Origin of the sequence: Nonomuraea composti (genome assembly GCF_012034275.1) — a bacterium.
Classification (GTDB): Bacteria; Actinomycetota; Actinomycetes; order Streptosporangiales; family Streptosporangiaceae; genus Nonomuraea; species Nonomuraea composti.
This window is the reverse complement of the sequence record NZ_JAATEP010000011.1, coordinates 192,505-216,303: the sequence shown is the minus strand read 5'-3', so window position 1 is coordinate 216,303 and position 23,799 is coordinate 192,505. Positions and strand designations below refer to the sequence as shown.

Annotated in this window: 24 protein-coding genes; 15 read left to right on the top strand and 9 right to left on the bottom strand. The window is 73.4% G+C overall.

What is annotated here, in order from left to right:
* Window positions 1-19: 19 nt before the first annotated feature.
* The 9 genes from HCN51_RS18180 (at window position 20) to HCN51_RS18140 (ending at window position 9,374) form a co-directional block, all read left to right on the top strand.
* Window positions 20-1,651: a carbamoyltransferase family protein gene (locus HCN51_RS18180; RefSeq protein ID WP_168010754.1), complete on the top strand. Its 1,632-nt coding sequence runs from the start codon at window positions 20-22 to the stop codon at window positions 1,649-1,651.
* On the top strand, window positions 1,648-2,598 hold the full coding sequence (locus HCN51_RS61375; RefSeq protein WP_168010753.1) for a glycosyltransferase: 951 nt from the start codon (window positions 1,648-1,650) through the stop codon (window positions 2,596-2,598). Before HCN51_RS18180 ends, HCN51_RS61375 begins: the two co-directional genes overlap by 4 nt.
* A 158-nt stretch (window positions 2,599-2,756) precedes the next feature.
* Window positions 2,757-3,794: a glycosyltransferase family 9 protein gene (locus HCN51_RS18170; RefSeq protein ID WP_346433695.1), complete on the top strand. Its 1,038-nt coding sequence runs from the start codon at window positions 2,757-2,759 to the stop codon at window positions 3,792-3,794.
* Window positions 3,791-4,984, top strand: a complete 1,194-nt coding sequence (locus HCN51_RS18165) for a glycosyltransferase (protein WP_168010752.1) — start codon at window positions 3,791-3,793, stop codon at window positions 4,982-4,984. Before HCN51_RS18170 ends, HCN51_RS18165 begins: the two co-directional genes overlap by 4 nt.
* Window positions 4,985-4,986: 2 nt before the next feature.
* The gene (locus HCN51_RS18160; RefSeq protein ID WP_168010751.1) at window positions 4,987-5,532 is read left to right on the top strand and encodes a D-sedoheptulose-7-phosphate isomerase; all 546 of its coding nucleotides are present in this window, start codon (window positions 4,987-4,989) and stop codon (window positions 5,530-5,532) included.
* Window positions 5,529-6,866: a PfkB family carbohydrate kinase gene (locus HCN51_RS18155; RefSeq protein WP_168010750.1), complete on the top strand. Its 1,338-nt coding sequence runs from the start codon at window positions 5,529-5,531 to the stop codon at window positions 6,864-6,866. The genes HCN51_RS18160 and HCN51_RS18155 overlap by 4 nt, the downstream gene beginning before the upstream one ends.
* On the top strand, window positions 6,863-7,537 hold the full coding sequence (locus HCN51_RS18150; protein WP_168010749.1) for an SDR family NAD(P)-dependent oxidoreductase: 675 nt from the start codon (window positions 6,863-6,865) through the stop codon (window positions 7,535-7,537). The genes HCN51_RS18155 and HCN51_RS18150 overlap by 4 nt, the downstream gene beginning before the upstream one ends.
* On the top strand, window positions 7,528-8,415 hold the full coding sequence (locus HCN51_RS18145; RefSeq protein ID WP_168010748.1) for a glycosyltransferase family 9 protein: 888 nt from the start codon (window positions 7,528-7,530) through the stop codon (window positions 8,413-8,415). The genes HCN51_RS18150 and HCN51_RS18145 overlap by 10 nt, the downstream gene beginning before the upstream one ends.
* On the top strand, window positions 8,412-9,374 hold the full coding sequence (locus tag HCN51_RS18140) for a UDP-glucuronic acid decarboxylase family protein (RefSeq protein ID WP_080037211.1): 963 nt from the start codon (window positions 8,412-8,414) through the stop codon (window positions 9,372-9,374). The genes HCN51_RS18145 and HCN51_RS18140 overlap by 4 nt, the downstream gene beginning before the upstream one ends.
* Before the next feature lie 49 nt (window positions 9,375-9,423).
* Here the strand turns inward: HCN51_RS18140 and HCN51_RS18135 are convergent, their stop codons facing one another.
* The 6 genes from HCN51_RS18135 to HCN51_RS18110 form a co-directional block, all read right to left on the bottom strand.
* Window positions 9,424-10,389 carry an NAD-dependent epimerase/dehydratase family protein gene (locus HCN51_RS18135; RefSeq protein WP_168010747.1) on the bottom strand — a complete coding sequence of 322 codons (966 nt, stop codon included), beginning with the start codon at window positions 10,387-10,389 and terminating at the stop codon, window positions 9,424-9,426.
* 161 nt (window positions 10,390-10,550) lie between these two features.
* A complete protein-coding gene (mshC, locus tag HCN51_RS18130) occupies window positions 10,551-11,777 on the bottom strand; it encodes a cysteine--1-D-myo-inosityl 2-amino-2-deoxy-alpha-D-glucopyranoside ligase (protein ID WP_168010746.1) in 1,227 nt (408 codons plus the stop codon).
* A gap of 10 nt (window positions 11,778-11,787) precedes the next feature.
* Entirely contained in the window at window positions 11,788-12,441 is a 654-nt protein-coding gene (locus HCN51_RS18125) for an NRDE family protein (protein ID WP_168010745.1), read from the bottom strand.
* Window positions 12,442-12,473: 32 nt separating this feature from the next.
* Window positions 12,474-13,241, bottom strand: coding sequence for an SCO1664 family protein (locus HCN51_RS18120; RefSeq protein ID WP_168010744.1), 768 nt, complete (start codon window positions 13,239-13,241; stop codon window positions 12,474-12,476).
* A complete protein-coding gene (locus HCN51_RS18115) occupies window positions 13,238-13,786 on the bottom strand; it encodes a DUF3090 domain-containing protein (RefSeq protein WP_080037207.1) in 549 nt (182 codons plus the stop codon). Before HCN51_RS18115 ends, HCN51_RS18120 begins: the two co-directional genes overlap by 4 nt.
* 9 nt (window positions 13,787-13,795) lie before the next feature.
* A complete protein-coding gene (locus HCN51_RS18110; RefSeq protein ID WP_168010743.1) occupies window positions 13,796-14,482 on the bottom strand; it encodes an MSMEG_4193 family putative phosphomutase in 687 nt (228 codons plus the stop codon).
* Window positions 14,483-14,546: 64 nt separating this feature from the next.
* On the opposite strand from HCN51_RS18110, the gene HCN51_RS18105 reads away from it, so the two are divergent.
* The 4 genes from HCN51_RS18105 (at window position 14,547) to HCN51_RS18090 (ending at window position 17,469) form a co-directional block, all read left to right on the top strand.
* Window positions 14,547-15,494 (top strand): aldo/keto reductase, encoded by a 948-nt coding sequence (locus HCN51_RS18105; protein WP_080037206.1) that lies wholly within the window; start codon window positions 14,547-14,549, stop codon window positions 15,492-15,494.
* A gap of 148 nt (window positions 15,495-15,642) precedes the next feature.
* Window positions 15,643-16,497 carry a hypothetical protein gene (locus tag HCN51_RS18100; protein WP_168010742.1) on the top strand — a complete coding sequence of 285 codons (855 nt, stop codon included), beginning with the start codon at window positions 15,643-15,645 and terminating at the stop codon, window positions 16,495-16,497.
* A gap of 122 nt (window positions 16,498-16,619) precedes the next feature.
* Complete coding sequence (locus HCN51_RS18095) at window positions 16,620-17,069, top strand: hypothetical protein (protein WP_168010741.1); 450 nt, start codon at window positions 16,620-16,622, stop codon at window positions 17,067-17,069.
* A 52-nt stretch (window positions 17,070-17,121) separates the two neighbouring features.
* A complete protein-coding gene (locus HCN51_RS18090) occupies window positions 17,122-17,469 on the top strand; it encodes an STAS domain-containing protein (RefSeq protein ID WP_168010740.1) in 348 nt (115 codons plus the stop codon).
* Window positions 17,470-17,472: 3 nt separating this feature from the next.
* Here HCN51_RS18090 and HCN51_RS18085 read toward each other — a convergent pair whose 3' ends face one another.
* From HCN51_RS18085 to HCN51_RS18075, 3 genes are all read right to left on the bottom strand, one after another.
* On the bottom strand, window positions 17,473-18,576 hold the full coding sequence (locus tag HCN51_RS18085; RefSeq protein WP_168010739.1) for a cobalamin B12-binding domain-containing protein: 1,104 nt from the start codon (window positions 18,574-18,576) through the stop codon (window positions 17,473-17,475).
* A 633-nt stretch (window positions 18,577-19,209) separates the two neighbouring features.
* The gene (gene fabI, locus HCN51_RS18080; protein ID WP_168010738.1) at window positions 19,210-19,974 is read right to left on the bottom strand and encodes an enoyl-ACP reductase FabI; all 765 of its coding nucleotides are present in this window, start codon (window positions 19,972-19,974) and stop codon (window positions 19,210-19,212) included.
* Between the two features lies 1 nt (window position 19,975).
* On the bottom strand, window positions 19,976-20,671 hold the full coding sequence (locus HCN51_RS18075; RefSeq protein WP_168010737.1) for a beta-ketoacyl-ACP reductase: 696 nt from the start codon (window positions 20,669-20,671) through the stop codon (window positions 19,976-19,978).
* Window positions 20,672-20,748: 77 nt separating this feature from the next.
* On the opposite strand from HCN51_RS18075, the gene HCN51_RS18070 reads away from it, so the two are divergent.
* Together HCN51_RS18070 and HCN51_RS18065 are read left to right on the top strand one after the other, a co-directional pair.
* Window positions 20,749-22,242, top strand: a complete 1,494-nt coding sequence (locus tag HCN51_RS18070; RefSeq protein ID WP_080037199.1) for a TldD/PmbA family protein — start codon at window positions 20,749-20,751, stop codon at window positions 22,240-22,242.
* Entirely contained in the window at window positions 22,239-23,615 is a 1,377-nt protein-coding gene (locus HCN51_RS18065; protein WP_346433694.1) for a metallopeptidase TldD-related protein, read from the top strand. The genes HCN51_RS18070 and HCN51_RS18065 overlap by 4 nt, the downstream gene beginning before the upstream one ends.
* The last annotated feature ends 184 nt before the right edge of the window (window positions 23,616-23,799 follow it).

The following is a 23,799-nucleotide window of genomic DNA, read 5'->3' as shown; positions in this document are numbered from 1 at the left end:
ATCCTTAGGGGGAGGAAGCATGAAGTTTCTCGGCATCAACGCGATCTTCCACGACCCGGCCGCCGCCCTGGTGGTCGACGGGAGGATCGTCGCCGCGGCTGAGGAGGAGCGCTTCAGCCGCCGCAAGCACGGCAAGAGGCCGCTGGCGTTCTCAGCGTGGGAGCTGCCGGAGCTGGCCGCCGCGTGGTGCCTGCGCGAGGCGGGCCTGTCCCCTGAGGACATCGACGCGGTGGCCTACTCCTACGACCCGTCGCTGGTCGTGCAGAAGCCGGAGGGCGACTGGGAGGACCTGCGCACCAAGTACGCGGTGCGCGCCCCGGCCTTCCTCGCCACGGCGCTGCCCGGCCTGGACCCCGGCCAGGTGAGCTACGTGCCGCACCACGTGGCGCACGCCGCCTCGGCGGGCCTGGCGGCGCCGTGGCGCGACTGCGCGGTGCTGGTGGCCGACGGGCGCGGCGAGAACGTCTCGCACCTGGCGGGCCGCTATCGCGGCGGCGAGCTGGAGGTGCTGGCGGCGCAGGAGCTGCCGCACTCCCTGGGCCTCATGTACGAGGACGTCACCGAGCATCTGGGTTTCCTGCGCTCCAGCGACGAGTACAAGGTGATGGCGATGGCCTCCTACGGCCGGCCCCGCCACCTGGAGGCGCTGCGCGAGGTGATCTACACGACCGGCGACGGCGGATTCCGCGTCGAGCCGGTCGACTGGAGCGGGTACGCCAAGGCGCTGAAGAAGGGCGCCCCGTGGACCTCCGACCACGCCGATCTGGCCGCCAGCGTGCAGGCCAGGCTGGAGGAGGTGCTGCTGGAGCTGGTGCGCTGGCTGCACGAGCGCACCGGTGAGCGGCGGCTGGCGCTGGCCGGCGGGGTCGCGCTGAACTGCGTGGCCAACACGCGGCTGCTGGACGAGGGCCCGTTCGAGGAGATCTGGGTCCAGCCGGCGGCGGGCGACTCGGGCACCGCGCTGGGCGGGGCGCTGCACCTGGCGCAGTCGTACGGCGAGCCGGCGGGCCCCATGCCGGACGCGGCGCTCGGGCGCGGCTTCACCGACGAGGAGCTCGGGGCGTGGCTGGACGTCGCCCGCGTCCCGCACACCCGCCCCGCCGACCTGGCGGCCGCGGTGGCCGCGGAGCTGGCGGCCGACCGGATCGTGGCCTGGTTCCAGGGGCGGGCCGAGTACGGGCCGCGCGCGCTGGGGCAGCGCTCGCTGCTGGCCCATCCGGGGCACGCCCGCAACACCGAGCGGCTGAACGACGTCAAGGGGCGCGAGCAGTTCCGGCCGATCGCGCCGATGGTGCTGGAGTCGCGGGCCCGCGAGATCTTCGGGCGGGGCCCGGTGCCGTCGCCGTACATGCTGTTCGTCCACGACGTGCACCCGGACTGGGCGGCGCGGATCCCGGCGGTCGTGCACGTGGACGGGACGGCGCGGATCCAGACGATCTCGCCGCGCGAGCAGCCGCTGATGGCGCGGGTGCTGAGCGAGTTCGAGGCGCGCACGGGGCTGCCGGTGGTGGTCAACACGAGCCTGAACACGGCCGGGCGGCCCATGGTGGACGACCCGCGTGACGCGCTGGAGTGCTTCGGGTCCTCGCCGGTGGACGTGCTGGTCCTCGGTCCGTACGTGGTGCGGCGAGGGGAGGTGTTCGCCTCGTGATCACCGTGGTGATCCCCACCATCGGACGGCCCACCCTGTGCGACACGCTGGCGGCCGTGGGGCCGGGCGTGCCGGTGATCGTGGTGGACGACAGAGCCGATCCGACCCCGGCATTGGAGCCTTTGCCGTCGAACGTCCGGGTCGTCCGGTCGGGCGGGCGGGGCCCCGCGGCGGCGCGGAACGTCGGATGGCGGGCCGCGGACACGCCGTGGGTGGTGTTCCTCGACGACGACGTGATCCCCGCGCCGGGGTGGGCCGAGGCCGTCTGGAAGGACCTGGTGGACCTGCCCGACGACGTGGCCGGCAGCCAGGGGCGCATCGTGGTGCCGCTGCCGTCCGGCCGCAGGCCCACCGACGGCGAGCGGCACACGGCCGGGCTGTCGGGCGCGCTGTGGGTGACGGCCGACATGGCCTACCGGCGGGCGGCGCTGGAGGGCGCCGGCGGGTTCGACGAGCGGTTCCCGCGGGCCTACCGGGAGGACGCGGATCTGGCGCTGCGGGTGATGGAGGCCGGGCACCGGCTGGTCATGGGCGAGCGGGTGACCGAGCATCCGGTGCGGGACGACGGGTTCTGGGCGAGCGTGCGGTTCCAGCGGGGGAACGCCGACGACGCGCTCATGCGGCGCCTGCACGGGCCGTCCTGGCGTTCCAGGATCGGCGGCGGGCCGGGGCGGCTGCGCCTGCACGCGGCCACGACCGCCGCGGGCCTGTCGGCCCTGCTCCTGGGAGCGGCGGCGGGACGGCCCGGGGCGGGGCGCGGGCCGGCCCTGGCGGCTTGGGGTGCGGCGGCGGTGTGGGCGGCGCTGACCGCCGAGTTCGCCTGGCGGCGGATCGCGCCGGGCCCGCGCAACCCCGAGGAGGTGCTGCGGATGGCCGTCACCAGCGTGCTGATCCCGCCGGTCGCCTGCGTGCACCGGCTTCGGGGGGAATGGAGGGTCCGGCGATGAGCAGGAGTGCGCAGGAACGTTCCAGCAAGGGCCGTGCCACGAGGAACAGGACCGCTGAAGACAGGACCGCTCAAGACAGGGCCGCTCAAGACAGGGCCGCTCAAAACAGGGCCGCTCAAGACAGGACCACCCCAGACAGGGCCGCCAGGAGCGAGAGCGTGCGGGACAGGGGGCGCGTGCTCGTGGCGCGCCTCGACGACGCCGGGGACGTGCTGCTGGCCGGGCCGGCCGTGCGGGCCGTCCGGACCAGGGCCCGCGAGGTGGTCTTCCTGGCCGGCCCGAACGGCAGGGCGGCGGCCGAGCTGCTGCCCGGCGTCGACCGCGTGATCGGCTGGCGGGCCCCGTGGATCGACCACACGCCGCCGCCCGTGACGGTGCAGGGCGTGCAGGAGCTGGTCGGGCAGGCCGGCGGGATCGATGAGGCGGTGCTGCTGACGTCGTTCCACCAGTCGGCGCTGCCGCTGGCGTTGCTGCTGAGGCTGGCGGGGGTGAAGCGGATCACCGCGATCAGCAACGACTACCCGGGCTCGTTGCTCGACGTGCGGCACGTGGTGGACGAGAGCGTGGACGTGCCGGAGGCGGAGCGCATGCTGGCGGTCGCGCGGGCGGCCGGCTTCGAGCTGCCGGAGGGTGATGACGGGAAACTCGCTGTTCAGCGCCCGTTGCCGGATATAGCGAAATTTACGGGGCAATGGGTAGGCGTCGGCGGCGTAGCCGACAAAGGCGCGTATGTCGTGGTGCACCCAGGGACCTCGGCCCCCGCCCGTACCTGGCCTGCGGAAAGGCACCGGCAGGCGGTGCGGGAGCTGGTCGAGGACGGGCACCAGGTCGTCGTGACCGGCACGGAACGTGACCTCACCGCCTACGTGGCCAGCGACGTCGCGGTCGATCTGGGCGGCGTGACCACATTCGCAGAACTGGCTGCCGTGATCGAGCGTGCCGGCGTGCTCGTGGCGGGCAACACCGGCCCCGCGCACCTGGCCGCGGCGGTCGGAACACCGGTCGTGAGCCTGTTCGCCCCCGTCGTCCCGGCGGTGCGGTGGGCCCCGTACGGCGTGCCGGTGGTGCTGCTGGGCGACCAGGAAGCGCCCTGCCGTGGAAGCAGGGCGCGGACCTGCCCGGTGGCCGGGCACCCGTGCCTGTCCCAAGTGACGAGTGAGCAGGTGGTCAAGGCAGTGAGGGAGCTGACGCAGTGAAGGTCGATCTCATCTCGGAGCACGCGGACCCGCTGGCGGCGGTCGGCGGCGTCGACTCCGGCGGCCAGAACGTTCACGTCGCCGCGCTGGCCGTGGCCCTGGCCGAGCGCGGGCACAGCGTCGTCGTCCACACCCGTCGCTCCTCCGAGGCGCAACCGGACTCGGTGAGCCTCGCGCCGGGCGTCACGGTCGAGTACGTCCCCGCCGGGCCCGCGGCTCCCGTTCCGAAGGACGAGCTGCCGCCGTTCATGCCGGAATTCACCGAATGGCTGGCCGCGCGCTGGTCCGCCGGCCCGCCGGACGTCGCGCACGCGCACTTCTGGATGAGCGGGCAGGCGGCGCTGCGGGCGGCGGCGCCCCTGGGGGTGCCCGTGGTGCAGACGTTCCACGCGCTGGGCACCGTCAAGCGGCGCTGGCAGGGCGCGGCCGACACCAGCCCCGCGCACCGCATCGAGACCGAGCGCGAGATCGGCCTGCGGGCCGACATGGTGCTGGCGACGTGCAGCGACGAGGTGAACGAGCTGTGCGCGATGGGCATCCCCGAGCACCGCATCGGGGTCGTGCCGTGCGGGGTGGACCTGTCGAGGTTCTGCCCGGAGGGGCCGGTGGCCCCGCGTACGGACGGGCCGCTCGTGCTCAGCATCGGCCGGATGGTGCCGCGCAAGGGCGTGGACACCGTGATCGCGGCGCTGCGCCAGCTCCCGGACGCCAACCTGGTGATCGCCGGCGGCACCCCGGACGACGAGGAGGCGGTCCGGCTGCGCGAGCTGGCCGAGGGGTACGGGATCGGCGATCGCGTGCACGTCATCGGCTCGGTGCCGCGCCCGCACGTGCCGGCGCTGATGCGCTCGGCCGACGTCGTGGTGACGGTGCCCTGGTACGAGCCGTTCGGCATGGTGCCCGTGGAGGCCATGGCGTGCGGCGTGCCGGTCGTCGCCTCGGCGGTCGGCGGCCACCTCGACTCGGTCGCGGGCTGCGGCGTGCTCGTGCCGCCGCGCCGCCCGCGCGCCCTGGCCAGGGCGCTCAAGGACGTGCTCGGCGACGACGAGCGGCGGGCCGCCCTCGGCGCCGCCGGCGCGGCCCGGGCCAGGGAGCGGTACGGCTGGCCGCGCGTGGCCGAGCTGACCGAGGCCGTGTACACGCAGGTCATCGACGGAAAGGTCTGCCGGCTGGCGGCCCTGGGGGGTTGATCATGGATGCCCATCTGGAGAAGCTCTGGAACACCCTGGAGAAGGTCGATGACCACGCGGTCACCGTCCGGGGCTGGGGAGGCCGGCTGGCCGCCGTGCTGGCCGCCGGGGGCAGGCTGCTGGCCTGCGGCAACGGCGGCTCCGCGGCGGAGGCGCAGCATCTGACGGCCGAGCTGGTGGGCCGGTTCAGGGACGACCGGCAGCCGTACGCGGCGATCCCGCTGCACGCCGACGGCTCGTCGCTGACGGCGATCGCCAACGACTTCGGCGCCGAGCAGGTCTACGCCCGCCAGGTGCGCGCGCACGGCCGTACCGGGGACGTGCTGCTGTGCCTGTCCACCAGCGGCGGCAGCCCGAACGTGCTGGCCGCCGCCAGGGCGGCGCAGGAGGCCGGGCTCTCGGCGTGGGCCATGACGGGCCCGGCCCCGAACCCGCTCGCCGACCTGTGCGACGAGGCCGTCACCATCCCGGGCGAGACCGCCACCGTGCAAGAGGTGCACCTGGCGCTCATCCACCTGCTGTGCGACGCCGTAGAGGAGGCGCTGTGACGGACGGACCGCTGGTCGTCATCGGGGACACGCTGCTCGACGTGGACGTCGAGGGCGAGGCCGACCGGCTCTGCCCGGACGCGCCCGTGCCGGTGGTGGACGTCGCCACCGAGCAGGCCCGTCCCGGCGGGGCCGGGCTGGCGGCGCTGCTGGCCGCCCGCGACGGCGCCGACGTCGTGCTGATCACCGCCGTGGGCGACGACCCCGACGGGCACCGCCTGTGCGGGCTGCTGTCGGAGGAGCTCGACCTGGTACGGCTGCCGCTGCGTGGCGGCACCGTGCGCAAGACCAGGGTCAGGGCGCGCGGCCAGACGCTGGTCAGGCTGGACAGCGGCGACGGCACGGCCAGGTACTCCCCCACCACGGAGGCGGTCGAGGCGATCAGGCGGGCCGGCGCGGTGCTGGTCTCCGACTACGGCAGGGGCGTGGCCAGGATGGCCCGCGAGCTGCTGCGCGACCTCGACGTGCCGGTGGTGTGGGACCCGCATCCGCGGGGCGAGCAGCCGATGCCCGGCTGCGCGCTGCTGACGCCCAGCGAGGCGGAGGCGCGGATGCTCTGCCCGTCCGGCTACCACGGCCCCGACCAGGCGGCCCGCCGCCTGGTGCGGGCGCTGCGGGCCGGGGCGGTGGCCGTCACGACCGGCGAGCGCGGGGCCGCGCTCGCCGTGGCGGGCGGCCCGCTGACCACGGTGCCGCCGCCGGTGCGGGCGGGCGGCCAGGACGCGTGCGGCGCGGGCGACCGGCTCGCCGGCGCCGCGGCGCTGGCGCTGCGCGACGGCGCGGACGCCGAGGAGGCGGTCACGATCGGCGTGGGCGAGGCGTCCCGCTTCGTCGAGCGCGGCGGGGCCGCCTCCGTGAAGGTGCAGGAGCAGCGGCTCGGCGACCGGCCGCGCACGGCGCTGGAGGTGGCCCGGCTCACCCGCGCGAACGGCGGCCGGCTGATCGCCACCGGCGGCTGCTTCGACCTGCTGCACGCGGGCCACGTGAGCCTGCTGCGGCGGGCCAGGGCGCTCGGCGACGCGCTGGTCGTCTGCGTCAACTCCGACGACTCGGTACGCCGGCTGAAGGGCCCGTCCAGGCCCATCGTGGACGTGCGCGACCGGGTCGAGGTGCTGCGGGCGCTGGGCTGCGTGGACGCGGTGCTGGTGTTCGACGAGGACACCCCGGCCGCCGCCATCGAGCAGCTACGCCCCGACGTGTGGGTGAAGGGCGGCGACTACGAGGGGGAAGTGCTGCCCGAATCCGAGGTCCTCGGCAGGCTCGGCGCGGAGATCGTCGTGCTGAGCACGCTGCCGGGGCGTTCGACAACCAATCTGATCAGGGAGATCCAGTGAATGTATTGATCACCGGGGGCGCGTCCGGGCTCGGCCTGGCCACGGCCGAGGCCGTGGAGAAGGAGGGCTGGAAGGCGCTCGTCGTGGACGTGCGCGAGCCCGACCAGCGCTTCGAGCACGTGACCGCGGATCTGGCCGACCGCGGCGAGGCCGAGCGGGCGGTGCGCGAGCTGGCCGAGCGGGCCGGCGGCCTGGACGCCGTCGTGACGGCCGCCGGCATCGACGCGTGCGGCCGGCTGGAGGACGTGCCGGCCGACGACTGGGAGCGGGTCATCCGGGTGAACCTGCTCGGCACGGCCTCGGTCGTGCGGGCGGCACTGCCGTACCTGAAGCACACCCGCGGCAAGGTCGTCACCTGCGCCTCGACGCTGGGGCTGCGGCCGCTCAGCGACGCGTCGGCGTACTCGGCGTCGAAGTTCGGCGTCGTCGGCTTCACCAGGGGCCTGGCGATCGAGACGCGCGGGGAGATCGGCGTGACGCTGCTGATCCCCGGCGGCATGCGGACGGGCTTCTTCGACGGACGCCCCGACCAGTACAAGCCGGGCCCCGAGGCCGGGCTGAACGATCCGGCCGACGTGGCGCAGGCCATCGTCTTCGCACTGAGGCAGCCGGCCGGATGTGAGGTGAGAGAGCTCGTCGTCTGCCCGTCCACGGAGACGTCATGGCCCTAGAACTTCTCGCCCTGCGCGGGCTCGGCCTGGGCGACCTGCTCACGGCCGTGCCCGCCCTGCGGTCCCTGCGCCAGGCGTTTCCGGCGCACCGGATCACCCTGGCCGCGCCGCGCTCCCTGGAGGCCCTGCTGCCGCTGATCGGCGCGGTGGACGACCAGGTGGACGTGGCCGGGCCGGGTCCCATCCCGATGGAGGCGCTGCCGTTCGAGCGCCCCGACGTCGCGGTCAACCTGCACGGCCGGGGGCCGCAGTCCATCGAGGCGCTGCGCGCCACGGATCCGGGGCGGCTGATCAGCTTCGGCACCGGCCCGCAGTGGCAGGACGGCGTGCACGAGGTGCGGCGGTGGTGCGACCTGCTGGAGTGGCACGGCATCCCCGCCGATCCCGGCGACCTGACGCTCGGGATCTCCGACCGGACGGGGCCGGCGATCGTGCATCCGGGCGCCGCCTACCCCGCGCGCCGCTGGCCGCCCGAGCGGTTCGCCGAGGTGGCCGCCGCGCTGGACGACGTGGTCGTCACGGGCAACGCGGAGGAGGTGCCCATCGCCTCCCGGGTCGCCGAGCTGGCGGGGCTGCCTCCGGAGCGGATGCTGGCCGGGCGCACCCGCCTGGCCGACCTGATCGATCTGGTCAGCAAGGCGAAGCTGGTGGTGTGCGGCGACACCGGCGTGGCCCACCTGGCGACGGCGTTCTGCGTGCCGTCGGTGGTGCTGTTCGGGCCGGTCTCGCCCAAGCTGTGGGGCCCGCCGCCCGGCTGGCGGCACGTGGCGTTGTGGGCCGGGCAGAACGGCGACCCGCACGGCCAGCGGCCCGACCCGGGCCTGCTGAAGATCGAGGTATCCGAAGTCGTCGACGCCGCCATGGAGGTCATCTCATGAGGGCTCTGGTCACCGGAGGCGCCGGGTTCCTCGGCTCCTACCTCTGCGAGCGGCTGCTGGAGGAGGGTGCGGAGGTCGTCTGCATGGACAGCTTCCTCACCGGCGGCCCGCGCAACGTCGAGCACCTTCTCGAACGCCCCGAGTTCCGGCTCATCGAGTGCGACCTGACCGGGTACGTGCACGTCCCGGACCGGCTGGACCTGGTGCTGCACTTCGCCTCGGCCGCCTCTCCGGCCGACTACCTGCGCTACCCGATCGAGACGCTGCGGGTGGGCAGCGTCGGCACGCTGCACGCGCTGGGGCTGGCCAGGGAGAAGGGCGCCCGGTTCGTGCTGGCCTCGACGAGCGAGGTGTACGGCGACCCGCTGGAGCACCCGCAGAAGGAGACGTACTGGGGCAACGTCAACCCGGTCGGGCCGCGCAGCGTGTACGACGAGGCCAAGCGCTTCGCCGAGTCGCTGACCACCGCGTACCGGCACTCGCGCGGCACCGACACCGGGATCGTGCGGATCTTCAACACCTACGGCCCGCGGATGCGGCCGTTCGACGGCCGCGCGATCCCGACGTTCATCCGCCAGGCGCTGACCGGCGAGCCGATCACGATCACCGGCGACGGCTCGCAGACCCGCTCCATCTGCTACGTCGACGACACCGTGTCGGGCATCCTGGCCATGGCCCGCAGCGACTTCGCCGGGCCCGTCAACATCGGCAACCCCGACGAGCTGACCATGCTGGAGCTGGCCACGCTCGTGAAGAAGCTGACCGGGTCGTCGTCGGAGATCCGCTTCATCGACCGGCCGGCCGACGACCCGAAGGTGCGCCGCCCGGACACCTCGCTGGCCGCCGAGCGGCTGGGCTGGCGGGCTCAGGTGCCCGCCGAGGAGGGGCTGCGCCGCACGATCGAGTGGTTCTCGGCGGAGCTGGCCGCGATCGAGCAGCTCGAACGCCTCCAGGTCTGACGGCCCGAGTGCTGCCCCCGCCGGAGTTCCGGCGGGGGCAGGCTGTCGTTCAGCGCTCGTTGCCCGCGCGCAGCCACTCCAGGTACTCGCCGACCGCCCGCACGGTGTCGTAGGCGGGCTCGAACCCGGTGTCCTCGCGCAGCCGCGTGATGTCGAGGGGGTTGTCGACGCTGCCGGCGGCGCGGCCCGGTTCGACGCCGTCGAGGCGGGCGTCGGGGACGTGCTTCCTGATCGCCTCGATCAGCTCCCCGTTGGTGGTGACGCGCCCCGAGGCCACGTTGTACGTGCGGTGCCGCAGCGCGCCGGCCGTCTGCAGCAGCGCGAGCGCCCGCGCGCAGTCCTTGACGTAGCACACGTCGATGCCGTTCTCCAGCCGCGGCTCCCCCATCATCCCGGACAGGTCGGGCTCGGTGCCGCGGGCGGCGGCGTGCACGAGCTGCGGCGCCGGGAAGAACGGGTCGGGGTTGTGCCCGAGCGGCCCCCAGATGCCGCCGATGCGGTAATTGACCGTCTCGATGCCGAGAACGCCTTCCAGGTGGCCGGCCAGCAGCTCGCCGATCTTCTTGAAGCGCGGGATGACGTGCGGGGCGCTCATCGTCAGCGGCAGGTCCTCGTGGAGCGGCCCGTCGACGGTGACGCCGGCGTACACGCCGATGGTGCTGGCCAGGCCGAGCCGCCGCACCCGCCAGTCGCGGGCCGCGCGGAACAGGGTGAGCAGGCTGCCCAGCGCCCGCTCGGTGTGCTCGATCGGCTCGTACGCGCCGACCGGCCAGGGCATGGAGCCGGCCAGGTGCAGGATGCCCGTGATGTCGTGCCGCTCGCCGATCGCGAGCACGGCCCGCTCGTCGGCGAGGTCGGCCTGCTCGACGAAGAGCCGCTCGCCGGCCTCGGCGGCGAAGGCGGCGGGCACCTCGGCGGGCCGGCGCTGCACGAGCACGCAGGACTCGCCCAGGTCGAGCAGGGCGCGGGTGGTGTGCGTGCCGATGAAGCCCAGCCCGCCGGTGATCAGAATCATCGTGAATGCTCCCTGATAATCAGTGCTGCTGATTATCAGCCTAGCCCAGCTTGCTCGGGAGCGGTAGTGCGGGACGCGATCCCCTCTTTCCGGGCGCACAAGTCACCGGAAAGCAAAAAGCGGCCGCCCAGGCAGGGCGGCCGCTCGGCGAGCAGGCGGGGTCAGCGGAGGGAGACCCCCATGAGGGCGTCGGTGAGGTCGCGGACGAGGCCGGGGGCCGAGGCGTCGTGGCCGCCGCCGGCCAGGGCCTGCTCGGCCCAGGCGTCCACGGCGGCCAGCGCGCCCGGCGAGTCGAGGTCGTCGGCCAGCCGCTCGCGCACCCGCGCCAGCAGCTCCTCCGCCGGCGGGGCCTCGGCCAGCGCGGTGGCCGAGCGCCACAGCTCCAGCCTGCGCTCGGCCGCGGCCAGCATCTCCGGCACGTACTCCCAGTCGGCGCGGTAGTGGTGGGCGAGCAGCACGAGCCTGATCGCCATCGGGTCGTGCTCCTGGCGCAGCTTGGAGACGAAGACCAGGTTGCCCTTCGACTTCGACATCTTCTCGCCGTCGAGCGCCACCATGCCGGCGTGCGTGTAGAACTTCGCGAACGGCCACTCGCCGGTCGCGGCGTGCCCCTCGGAGGCGCCGCACTCGTGGTGCGGGAAGATCAGGTCGGAGCCGCCGCCCGCCACGTCGTAGCCGGCCCCCAGGTGGTCGAGGGCGATCGCGGTGCACTCGATGTGCCAGCCCGGACGGCCCCGGCCCAGCGGGGAGTCCCACGCCGGCTCGCCGGGCCGCTCGGCCCGCCACAGCAGCCAGTCGAGCGGGTGGCGCTTGCCCGGCCGCTCGGGGTCTCCGCCGCGCTCGGCGAACAGCGCCAGCATCTCCTGCTCGCCGTAGCCGGACACCTGGCCGAACTTGGGCGCGTCGGCCACGCTGAAGTAGACGTCGCCGTCGAGCTCGTAGGTGACGCCCTTGGCGCCCAGCCTGGCGATCAGCTCGGCCACGCCGCCGACGACCTCGGTCACGCCGACGTACTCGCGGGGCGGCAGGATGCGCAGCGCCTCCATGTCGCCCCGGAACAGCTCGATCTCCCGCTCGGCGAGCCGCTGCCAGTCGACGCCGGTCTGGGCGGCCCGCTCCAGCAGCGGATCGTCCACGTCGGTGGCGTTCTGGGTGTAGTGCACCTCGTGGCCCGCGTCGCGCCACATCCGGCCGACGAGGTCGAAGGCGTGGTAGGTGTTGGCGTGGCCGAGGTGGGTGGCGTCGTAAGGGGTGATACCGCAGACGTACATGCGGGCGGTGGGACCGGGATCGGTCTGCCGCACCTGCTTGGCCGAGGTGTCGTAGAGACTGAGCGGGACGCTCTCACCTGGGAGTCCGGGAACGTTCGGGGCAGACCACGATCTCATGCCTTTGAGCCTATCCGTCCCGTTCAGCGGTCAGGTCGGTGAAATCGTAGGTCACGTCGTCCTGACTGATCGTGACCTCCATCACCGACAGGGAGGCGAAGACGCGGCCGTCCGGCAGCTCGTGCCGGACGATGAGCGCCCCGGGGTCGCCGGACGGCTCGGCGGTGATCAGCTCGTGCCACCGTTCGGAGTCCCTGAAGCGCGGCAGGTGCGTGATCACGCGGGGACTGGCGGCGTCCAGGCCGGTGTTGACGACCATGCTGGTGCCCTGGGGCAGGTCCTGGACGGTCGCGCGCGCGCCGTCCCAGCTCAGCACCTGGATCCGGGTGAGGCCGGCCAGCACGAGGTGGAAGGGGTCGTAGACGGTCAGGCCCGTCTCGGCGGGAAGCTCGCCGGTGAAGGCCGCCCGCAGCGCGAGGTCGCCCCGCGAGACCTTCGTGCGCTCGTCGGCGGGCTTGCCGGGGCCGTTGAGCAGCGCCGCGGCGCGGCGGGCCGCCGGGTGGACGGCCAGCCAGGTGCCGCCCGCCTTGAGGTCGCGCCCGCCGATCACGCCCGGGTACTCCGGCCAGTGCTCCGCCGGCCCTTCCCAGGGCCGGTCGGCGTACTCGTCGCGGACGCCCATGAGGCTCAGCCGCCGCCCGGTTCTCACGATCAGCGTGCACATGGGCAAAGGGTATTAAACGGGCCCTCGATCGTTCAGATGGGGGGCCAGGGTATGGCCGGCCAGCCCTCCGACGGGTACGGATGCACGCCGGTGTCGAGCAGCCGCCTGACCCGCTGCCAGGTGGCCTCCACCTCCGCGGCCGTCAGCAGCTCGCGCAGCCGCCGCCCGAGCGAGCCCGACTCGATGTCGCGCTCGAGCTTGGCCAGCACCGCCACCGCCTCGCGGGCCAGGGGCTTGCCGCGCCACTGCCACAGGACCGTGCGGAGTTTGTCCTCCACCGAGAAGCAGACGCCGTGGTCGACGCCGTACACGTGGCCCGTGGGCAGCGGCAGCAGGTGGCCGCCCTTGCGGTCGGCGTTGTTGACCACCGCGTCGAACACCGCCATCCGCCGCACGACCGGGTTGCGGCTCTTGACCAGCCGCATGAGGTCGATCTCGCGCTCGGTGTCGATCCACAGCTGGCACATGCCGGGGCCGAACGGCCCGTCGCGGTAGACCGTGGGCGGGACGATGCGCCAGCCGGTGGCCTGGGAGACCTCGAACGCCGCCACCTCGCGGGCCGCGAGGGTGCCGTCGGGGAAGTCCCACAGGGGGCGCTCGCCGCGTACGGGCTTGTAGACGCAGGCGGCCGACCTGTCGCCCAGCTTGACCGAGCAGTACAGCGTCATGTTGGTCGCCTCGACGAGGCGGCCGGCGACCTCGAGCGTGCCGTCGCGCAGCAGCGCGAGCGCCTCCTCGTCATGCATGGACGGCGGTGGGGAGGGAGGCTTGATGGCCGGTTCGCTCTCGGGAGCGGTCATGAAGCCGCCTCACCCCCGCGGTAGCCGTTGAGACGGACACAGACGTGACCGGCGGCGTCGAGGGGCTGCCCGCACAGGGGGCACGGCGGTCGGCCCGCCGCGACGATCTGGAGGGCTCGCTGGGTGAAGGCGCGCGCGGCCCCGGCGCTGATGCGCACGCGCAGCACCGCCGGATCGGGCCTGTCGAGATCGTCCTCGTCGATGACCTCCTGCGCCTCTATCACCACCTGCGACTTCTCGGCATCCCAGGTCAGCGCCATGGTGCCGACGCGGAAGTCCTCCGCGACCGGCGCGTCGAGCGGAGCGTCGTCGGCCAGGTCGGCCGGGGCCAGTGCGGGCACCTGCGCGGTGCCCCCGCTGAGCCGCAGCACCTCGTCGAGCAGCTCGTCGAGCCTGCCCGCGAGTGCGGCGACCTGCAATTTCTCCAGCGCCACCGTGGTCAGTCTGCCCTCGGCCCTGGCCTGCAGAAAAAAGACCCGTGCGCCTGGCTGCCCCAAGGCACCGGCGACGAACCTCTCTGGTGGGTCGTAGTCGAAGACCGGCATAGCCTGACCTTACGTGGTTCCGGACCCGCCGCCGACGGCGGCATCGCTCCCGGTGAGGTTTTCTCCCCCGTCTTTCTCCTCCGAATCCTCAGGAAGCCGCAATTCCCCCATATCGTTGAGCCTGAGAACAAAGGGGCGCAAGGGGGCATAGCGAATGACGGTGACAGCCGCCGGATCAGCCGTTATCCGCTGAAACTGATCGAGATGCAGGCCCAGAGCGTCCGCGACGATCGCCTTGATCACGTCGCCGTGGCTGCACGCCAGGTAGACACCCTTACTACCGAGAGTACGGTTCCATGCACGGATCGCCGCGACCGCCCGGTGCTGCATGTCGGCCAGCGACTCCCCGTCCGGAAACGCCGCCGCGCTCGGGTGCGCCTGCACGACCTGCCACAGCGGGTCCTTGGCGAGCTCCTTGAGCGGCCGGCCCGTCCACTCGCCGTAGCCGCACTCGATCAGCCGGTCGTCGACCTGGACGTCCAGCCCCCGTCCTCGCGCGACCGCTTGTGCCGTTTCCCGGCAGCGCTCCAGCGGACTGGAGACAATGGCGTCGAGCCTGACGCCCGCGACGCGCCCGGCGAGCGCGGCGGCCTGCGCCCTTCCCGCCTCGCTCAGATGCACCCCTGGGGTGCGGCCGGCCAGCACCGGCCCGGTGAGGTCCGTCAGCCCGTGCCGGACCAGAAGCAGCGTGGTCATCCAGCAAGTGTCGCAGGCGTCGATCACCACGTTTCATCGGCCTGGACGGTAACCTGGCAGGATCATGGAGCAGCGCTATGTCGGCCACAGCGGCCTGTCGGTGTCCCGCCTGGGGCTCGGCACGATGACCTGGGGTCGTGACACCGACGCGGACGAGGCCGCCGCCCAGCTCCGCACGTTCATGGACGCGGGCGGCACCCTGGTCGACACCGCCGACGTCTACACCGGCGGCGACGCCGAGCGGCTGCTGGGGCGGATGCTGCGCGACGCGGTGCCGCGCTCCGAGCTGGTCATCTCCACCAAGGCCGTGGTGACACCGGCTGGCCGCCGCCCCCGCGACGCCTCCAGGCGCCACCTGATCGCCGCCGTCGACGACTCGCTCAACCGCCTCGGCCTCGACTACGTCGACCTGTGGCAGCTGCACACCTACGACGCCGAGGTGCCGCTGGAGGAGACCCTGGCCGCGCTCGACGCCATCGTCTCCTCCGGCCGCGCCGTCTACGCCGGAGTCTGCGACTACACCGGCTGGCAGCTCGCCGCCGCCGCCGTGACCCAGAAGATGATCCCCGGCCGCATCCCGATCACCTCCGCCCAGGCCGAATACTCCCTGCTGGCCCGCGAGCCGGAGCGGGAGCTGCTGCCCGCCGCGGCGCACCTGGGGGTGGGCGTGCTGGCCTGGTCGCCGCTGGGGCGCGGGGTGCTGACCGGCAAGTACCGCACCGGCATCCCGGCCGACTCGCGCGCCGCCACGCCGCACTTCGCCGACTTCGTCCGCCCCTACCTCGACGAGCGCAGCCGCCGGGTGGTGGAGTCGGTCATGACCGCGGCCGACGGGCTCGGTGTCTCGCCCCTGGCCGTGGCCCTGTCGTGGGTGCGCGACCAGCCGTGCGTGGCCTCCGCCATCGTCGGGGCGCGCACGCACGCGCAGCTCAAGGGAGTGCTGCCCGCCGAGGACGTCGTGCTGCCCATAGAGATCCGCGAGGCCCTCGATGACGTCTCCTCGCTCGACTGACCGGCCGCCCGGGCGGCACGCGAGCGAACGAGAGACGTTCTCGCGTATCACTACTCGATACCGAATCGCAACTTTACCCGGCAAACGCCTGCGTCTGACGCGCGATGTCCATAAAGATTTCCCCCGGAAGCGACGCAGGAGGGGACGGATGGGGAGCAGGACCGCGATCTCGGCTGGAGTTCTCGCGGTGGCGCTGGCGGCCGTCCCGGTGGGGGCCCCTGCCGCCTCGGCCGCCGTCCAGGACTGCACGCGCGACGGGGGCCTGCTCTCCGGGGTGACCAACACGTTGTGCGACGTCGTCGACGCCGTCACCGGCACCGTCGACACCCTGACCGGCGGCGCCACCGACCCCGTGACCGACGGCGTCGACAAGGCCACCGACGAGGTGCTCGGCCGGGTCGGCGAGGCCGTGCCCACCACCAAGGCGACCCCCTCCACCGCCGCTCCCAGCACCTCCTCCCCCAGGCCGTCCGCTACCTCCTCCCCCAGGCCCACCCGCACCGGCCTGGTGCCGGAGACGCTCGGCAACGTGTGCCTGCCGGTGCTCGCCTGCGAGGACCAGGGCGTCGTCGGCAAGATCACCCCCCGGCCCACGCCGCCGTCGGCCACGCCGGGCGCCGTCCGCACCGGACGGGGCTGGGAGAGCACCGCCACGGTCCCCGCCGCGCCCCGCACCACGCAGCCGGACAGCCGCCCGCAGAGCGTCGACACCGGCGCGCCCGTCGAGGAGAAGAAGACCGCCCACGCCGAGGAGCCGCGGGTCGACCTGCTGTGGCCCAACCCGTTCGCGCACGAGCTCGCCGTCCCCATGCAGGACCAACGCGTCGTGCGGCCCACCCCGCCCGCCTCCGACGTGCTCGGCACCGTGCTGACGATCGCGCTGCTCGGCTCGGCGGTGCTGGCCACCCGCATCGTCCAGCAGCGCCGGCAGCGCCACGAGCCCGCCGACTCGATCCCCTTCGAGCCCGCCAGGGCGGGCAACGGCCGGCACCGCCTCGCGTGACACGGTGTGTTGCAACGGACACGAAGCGGCTTATCTTGGTAGGTGAGCCCACCTCCAATGCCGGGGGCGGATGATGGGGCCGCCGCAGTGGCGGGGTGACGCTCGCGCTTCGAGGAGCCGCCATGTCCGCACTGGAGCGTTCTCCCCTGGAAGTCCCCGGCCCGTTCGGGGTGGATCCCCGGCTGAACGACGGGTTCCGGCGGCTGGCCAAGGCCGCCGGCGAACGCGCCGCCCGCGCCGCCGAACGCGCCCGCAGGGCTCGCGTGCGATTAGAGGCCCTGCGCCAGGGCGGCCCGCCCGCCGGCCCCGACGCCTCCCGCCCCGTTCCCGTGCCGCTGCGCGCCACCCTCGACCAGGCCCTCGCCTACCAGGTCCTCATCGGCGTCCACGAGCAGGCCGCCCACCACTTCCGCGCCCGCGCAGAGCGCGGCCACGGGGACACCGCCAGCCACCTCGAACGCGCCGCCTGGCACGATCGCGCCGCCGAACAGGCCCGCCTCGCCAAGATCGCCTGGGTCACCTCCTCCCGGCCCGGATCCGCTCCCACCGCCCCGGATGGATCGCCGCCGTGAGGGCAGGTGAAGTCCGCCCAACCATGCCGAACCGGTGGGACGATCAGGGATCGTGGCGGAACGCAGGGAAGTTCCGGACTTCCAGCGCACATGGGCGGTCATCGCCCTCAGTGGCAGTCTCGACGATGCCACCGTGGACCAGGTCGAGCGGGAGATCGCCCAGCTCTGCGGCGAAGGGGCCCGGCTCATCGTCGACGTCAGCGAGCTGCACTTCCTCGACGACTACGGCGTGGACGTCCTCGTGCTCCTGGCCCACCACATGCGGCGGCAGGGCGGCCTGATGGCGCTGACCGACCGCCGCGGCTCCATCCACGAGGCCCTGGGCCGCGGCGGCCTTGCGGACCTGCTGCCGCTGTTCACCTCCGTCGCCGAGGCCATGGCCGCGCTGGACCTCGGCTGAACCTCAGAACGGGTGCCTGGGCTTCTGCTTGCCGCGCTCCCCGCGCAGCACCTCCCGCCCGTGCTCCACCGTCTCCCGCGCTCCCGGGCAGCCCTCAAGCCCTGCCGCCACCAGCTCCAGTGCCGGGAGCAGGGTCTCCTCCGGGACGTCGCGGGCCGTCAGGACGCCGGCCGTCCAGAGGAGGAAGCGGGAGAACAGGGTCCGGTCGGTCACGTAGAGGGACATGGCCAGGAAGTCGATGATGTGGCCGATGTCGTCGCGCGTGTGCTTTCTCTGGCGGGCGGTGTAGGCGGCCATTTCGGGGAGGTGCTCGCTGAGGTCTTGGACGACCGAGTCGGCGAGGTCCTGGGCGATCCCGGCCACGTAGGCGTACTCGGGGCCGGGCGGAGCGTCCTGGCCGGCTCGCTCCGGCGCGGCCATCTCCGGCGCCGGGCTCGTGGTGGGGTCCGGCACGCTGCCGCGCACCGGGCGGCCGGCCAAGTGGTACGCGGCGCCGCGGCCGTCCGGGGCCCAGCCGTCGGCGCCCAGCATGCGGGCGTAGCGGCCGTCGGCGCCGAACGCGGCACCGCCCGCCAGCACCGGCCTGCCCGTCTCCCGGCACGCCCTGATCGCCTCGTGCGCGGCGGGCAACCGGGTGGGCAGCGACGCCGACAGCAGCACCACGTCCGCCTCCGAGCCCCGCACGTGAATCGGCAGGTACGGGGTGGGCACGTGCGGGCCCAGGTAGTCGACCCGCCAGCCGTTCAGACGCAGCACCTCGGCCAGCAGCCGCGCGGGAAAGGCATGCCACTCACCGTCCACGCACGCCACCGCGGCCCGCCCGTTGACGCCCACGTGCCGCGCGCGGGCCGCCCGGTGACGCGCCGCGGCGGCCAGCACCCGCTCGCCGACGGCGGTGGCGATGTGCTCCTGGGCGACGGTCACCTCGTTGGCCGCCCACGCGTCCCCGACCCGCAACTGGACGGGGGCCACCACGTCGAGCAGCAGGTCCTCCACGGGCAGGCCGTCGTCGAGCGCCGCCACCGCGGCGTCGACCGCGCCGTGGTCGTCCCCGTCGAGCGCCGACGCCCAGATCTTCCCGATGAGGCTCTCGATGCCGTCGCCCATGGGGCCGCCTCCCTCGTCGTGGACGATTCCCGGCCAACATCGCGCGCCGCGGGCAAGCGGTCAAGCACCCGCCCACCGCCCCTGACGGCTCAGGCGCCCGACCGCTCGCTTGGGCGCCGCCCGCGTTGCGCCGGGCTTCACCGCACACCTGCTCGCGACGCGGCGCCGGGAGCGGGTGTGGCCTGCTTGCAGGGCGTCGGGCGTCTCCAGCACCGAGCGCCGTCCGCGTTGCGTCCTGCTCCGCACAGCCGCCGACCCGGCGCCAGGAGCCGTCGCGCCGGAGCCGGGGTGCGGGCGCCGAGGAGCGAACCCCAGAGTGCGGGCCCGGCGCGCGGGGCCCGATGGGCGAGGCCCGCAGTGCGGCCCAAGGTGCGAGGCGCCGGAGTCGGAGCCCTGGCGTACGGGTCTCAGCGCACGAGACCCCGGAGCGCGAGCCCTGGCCGGGGCCCGTTCGTGTGGTGCATGGGATGGGGGTGCCACGCGGATGGCCCACGATGCGCGCGTTGCGGTGGCCGGCCCGGGAGCCGGAGGAGCGTGCCCCTGGACAGGGGCCGGCCACGTGCGGCGGGTGGCGCGCCGTGGGCTTTGCCGTAAAAGATGGGTGTTTGCCCGAAAGCCCGCAAAAAGATGCGGTCAGGTGCCGATGGCGTGGACGCCGCCGTCCACGTGGACGATCTCGCCCGTGGTGGCCGGGAACCAGTCGGACATCAAAGCCACGCACGCCCGGGCCGTCGGCAGCGTGTCGGCGAGGTCCCAGCCCAGCGGGGCCTTTTCGGGCCAGCTGTCCTCGAACTCCTTGAAGCCGGGGATCGACTTGGCCGCCATCGTGCGCAGCGGGCCGGCCGCCACCAGGTTGACGCGGATGTTGTGCTTGCCGAGGTCGCGGGCCAGGTAGCGGTTGCAGGACTCGAGGCCGGCCTTGGCGACGCCCATCCAGTCATAGACGGGCCACGCCTTGGAGGCGTCGAAGTCGAGGCCGACGACGGCGCCGCCCTCCTTCATGAGGGGCAGGCAGGCCACGGCGAGCGACTTGTACGAGTACGTGGAGACCTGCAGCGCCGTGGCGACGTCCTCCCAGGAGGTGTTGAGGAAGTTGCCGCCCATCGCGGTCTGCGGGGCGAAGCCGATGGAGTGGACGACGCCGTCGAGGCCGTCGACGTGCTCGCCGACGCGGGCGGCGAGGGTGTCGAGGTGCTCGGTGTTCTGGACGTCGAGCTCCAGCACCGGCGCCGGCGTGGGCAGGCGCTTGGCGATGCGTTCGACGAGGCTGAGCCGGCCGAACCCGGTCAGGACGACCGTGGCGCCCTCTTCCTGGGCCAGCTTGGCCACCGCGAACGCGATGGAGGCGTCGGTGAGCACGCCGGTGACGAGGATCCGCTTGCCTTCGAGAATGCCCATGTCAGTGCCCCATTCCGAGTCCGCCGTCGACCGGGATCACGGCTCCGGTGATGTAGGAGGCGTCGTCGCTCGACAGGAAGCGGACGACGCGCGCGATCTCCTCGGGGGCGGCCTGCCGTCCGAGGGGGATGTTGGCCACGATCGCCTCGTGGTCGAGGTCTGCGGTCATGTCGGTGGCGACGAAGCCGGGCGAGACGACGTTGACGGTGATGTTGCGGGAGCCGTACTCGCGGGCCAGGGAGCGGGCGAAGCCGACGAGGCCGGCCTTGGAGGCGGCGTAGTTGGCCTGGCCGGCCTGGCCGGACAGGCCGACGACGGAGGAGATGAGGATGATGCGGCCGCGCTTGAGCCGCATCATGGGCCTGATGGCCCGCTTGGCGACGCGGTAGGCGCCGGTGAGGTTGGCGTCGATGACGTCGGTGAAGGTCTCTTCCTTCATCATGGCCAGCAGCGTGTCTTTGGTGATGCCGGCGTTGGAGACCACGACCTCGACGGGGCCGTGCTCGGCCTCCACCTTGTCGAAGGCGGCCTCGACGTCGGCGGTGCTGGTGACGTCGCAGCGCACGCCGAACAGGCCCTCGGGCGGCTCCCCCGATCGGTAGGTGACCGCGACGGCGTCGCCGGCCGCGGCGAGTTCACGGGCGATCGCGAGGCCTATGCCGCGATTGCCCCCGGTGACGAGTACAGAGCGTGCCATGAGACCTGACGCTATCTCGTACGGGCGAGTTTCGGCTTGTCCGGGTGGCACAAGATCACAGGGTTAGGATCGTGGACATGCGCCAGATCGACCCCGATTTCCTGGAGCTGCCGCTGCGGCAGCTGGCGGACGCCGCCCTGCAACGCGCTCGCGAGCTCGGCGCGCAGCATGCCGACTTCCGGCTCGAACGCGTCAGAGCCGAGACGCTGAGCCTCTACGACACCCGGCTCGAAGGCGCCATGGACGCCGACGATCTGGGCTACGCCGTCCGCGTCGTCAAGGACGGCACCTGGGGGTTCGCCGCCGGCATCCACCTGACGCCCGAGGCCGCCGCCGTGGTGGCGGAGCAGGCGGTGCGGGTGGCGGAGGTGAGCGCCCCCATCAACAGGGAGCCCATCGAGCTGGCCGCCGAGCCGGTGCACGCCGACGCCGTGTGGGTGTCGGCGTACGACGTGGACCCGTTCGAGGTGCCGGCGGCCGACAAGGTCGGCCTGCTGGCGGAGTGGTCGGCGGGCCTGCTGAAGGGCGCCGACCACGTGTCGGCGCGGCTGCTGCAGGTCAAGGAGCAGAAGTTCTACGCCGACACGGCCGGCACGGTGACCACGCAGCAGCGGGTGCGGGTGCATCCGAAGCTCAACGCGATGAAGGCGACCGAGAGCGGCTTCGACGACATGTCGACGATCGCGCCGCCGGTGGGCCGCGGCTACGAGTACCTGACCGGCACGGGCTGGGACTGGCAGGGCGAGCTGGCCCGGCTGCCGGAGCTGCTGGCGGAGAAGCTGGCGGCGCCGTCGGTCGAGGCGGGCGACTACGACCTGGTGATCGACCCGTCCAACCTGTGGCTGACGATCCACGAGTCGATCGGCCACGCCACCGAGCTCGACCGGGCGCTGGGCTACGAGGCGGCGTACGCGGGCACCAGCTTCGCCACGTTCGACCAGCTCGGCGAGCTGGTCTACGGCTCGCCGGTGATGAACGTGACCGGTGACCGCACGGTCGAGCACGGCCTGGCCACGGTCGGCTTCGACGACGAGGGCGTGCAGGGCCAGAGCTTCGACATCGTCAAGGACGGCATCCTGGTGGGCTACCAGCTCGACCGGCGGATGGCGCTGATGAAGGGGCTCGGCCGCTCCAACGGGTGCGCGTTCGCCGACTCGCCCGGCCACATGCCGATCCAGCGCATGGCGAACGTGTCGCTGGCGGCGGCGCCCGGCGGCCCCTCCACGGAGGAGCTGATCGCGGGCGTGGAGCGGGGCATCTACATCGTCGGCGACAAGAGCTGGTCGATCGACATGCAGCGCTACAACTTCCAGTTCACCGGCCAGCGGGCGTACAAGATCTCCCACGGGAAGCTGGACGGCCAGGTCAGGGACTTCGCCTACCAGGCGACCACGACGGACTTCTGGCAGTCGATGGAGGCGGTCGGCGGGCCACAGACGTACGTGCTGGGCGGCGCCTTCAACTGCGGCAAGGGCCAGCCGGGCCAGGTCGCGCCGGTCAGCCACGGCTGCCCGGCGGCGCTGTTCAGGGGCGTGCGGATCCTCAACACCGTGCAGGAGGGTGGGAAGTGACTCCTCAGGAGATGGTGGAGAGGGCTCTGGAGCTCTCCCGCAACGACGGCTGCGTGGTGCTCGTGGACGAGGGCTCCACGGCCAACCTGCGCTTCGCGGGCAACACCTTGACCACGAACGGCGTCGCCCGCTCCGCCCGCCTGACCGTGATCTCGATCGCGGGGCAGGGCGTGGGCGTGGTGTCGCGGGCGGCCGTACGCGACGAGCAGCTGGCCGACGTGGTGGCGGCGGCCGACGCGGCGGCGCGTGACGCGCAGCCCGCCGAGGACGCCCGCCCGCTCGTCGAGGCCGGCCCCGCCTCGCCGCACTGGGGCGAGGACGTGCGGCCGACCGACATCGGCGTGTTCGAGGGGTTCGCGCCGGCGCTCGGCGAGGCGTTCTCGGCCGCGGAGGCGGGCGGCAGGAGGCTGTACGGGTTCGCGGAGCACTCGCTGACCTCGACGTTCCTCGGCACGTCCACCGGCGTGCGGCTGCGGCACGACCAGCCGACCGGGCGGCTGGAGCTGAACGCCAAGTCCGGCGACCTGAAGCGCTCGGCGTGGACGGGCGTGTCCACGCAGGACTTCACGGACGTCGACGTGGCGGCGCTCGGCAACTCGCTCGCGCAGCGGCTGGAGTGGGCCAAGACGCGGGTCGACCTGCCCGCCGGCCGCTACGAGACGCTGCTGCCGCCCAGCGCGGTGGCCGACCTGATGATCTACATGTTCTGGTCGTCGGGGGCGCGCGACGCGCTCGACGGGCGCTCGGTGTTCGCCAAGCCCGGCGGAGGCACTCGCGTGGGCGAGCAGCTCGCCACCCTGCCCGTGTCGCTGTCGAGCGACCCGGGGGCGGCGGGCATCGCGTGCGCGCCGTTCGTGACGGCCCACGCCTCCGGGCGGGAGAGCTCCGTGTTCGACAACGGGCTGCCGCTGGGGCGTACCGACTGGATCAAGGACGGGCGGCTGGAGGCGCTGCTGCAGACCCGCTACTCGGCCGAGCTGAGCGGCCTGCCGGTGACGCCCGGCATCGACAACCTCATCATGTCGGGTCCGGCCGGCGGGCCCTCGCCGTCCCTGGAGGAGATGATCGCCTCCACCCGGCGCGGGCTCCTCGTCACCTGCCTGTGGTACATCCGCGAGGTCGACCCGCAGACGCTGCTGCTTACCGGGCTCACCCGCGACGGGGTCTACCTGATCGAGCACGGCGAGGTCGTCGGCGAGGTGAACAACTTCCGGTTCAACGAGAGCCCCGTCGACCTGCTGGGGCGGCTGACCGAGGTGGGGGGCAGCGCGCAGACGCTGCCGCGCGAGTGGAACGACTACTTCCAGCGGACGATCATGCCGCCGGTGCGGGTGCCGGACTTCAACATGTCGACGGTCAGCCAGGCCAGCTGACCCCGGCAGGGTCTCCTGCTTGACCGACGGGCCTCGGGCGCGCGACGTGCGCGGCCGGGGCCTGTCCGTGTGTGGCGGCCTCGGGACGCACGGCCGGCTCGGGACGCACGGCCGGACTCGGCGCGGCGGGCTCGGGGCGCGGCGGGCTCGGGGCGCGGCGGGCTCGGGGCGCGGCGGGCTCGGT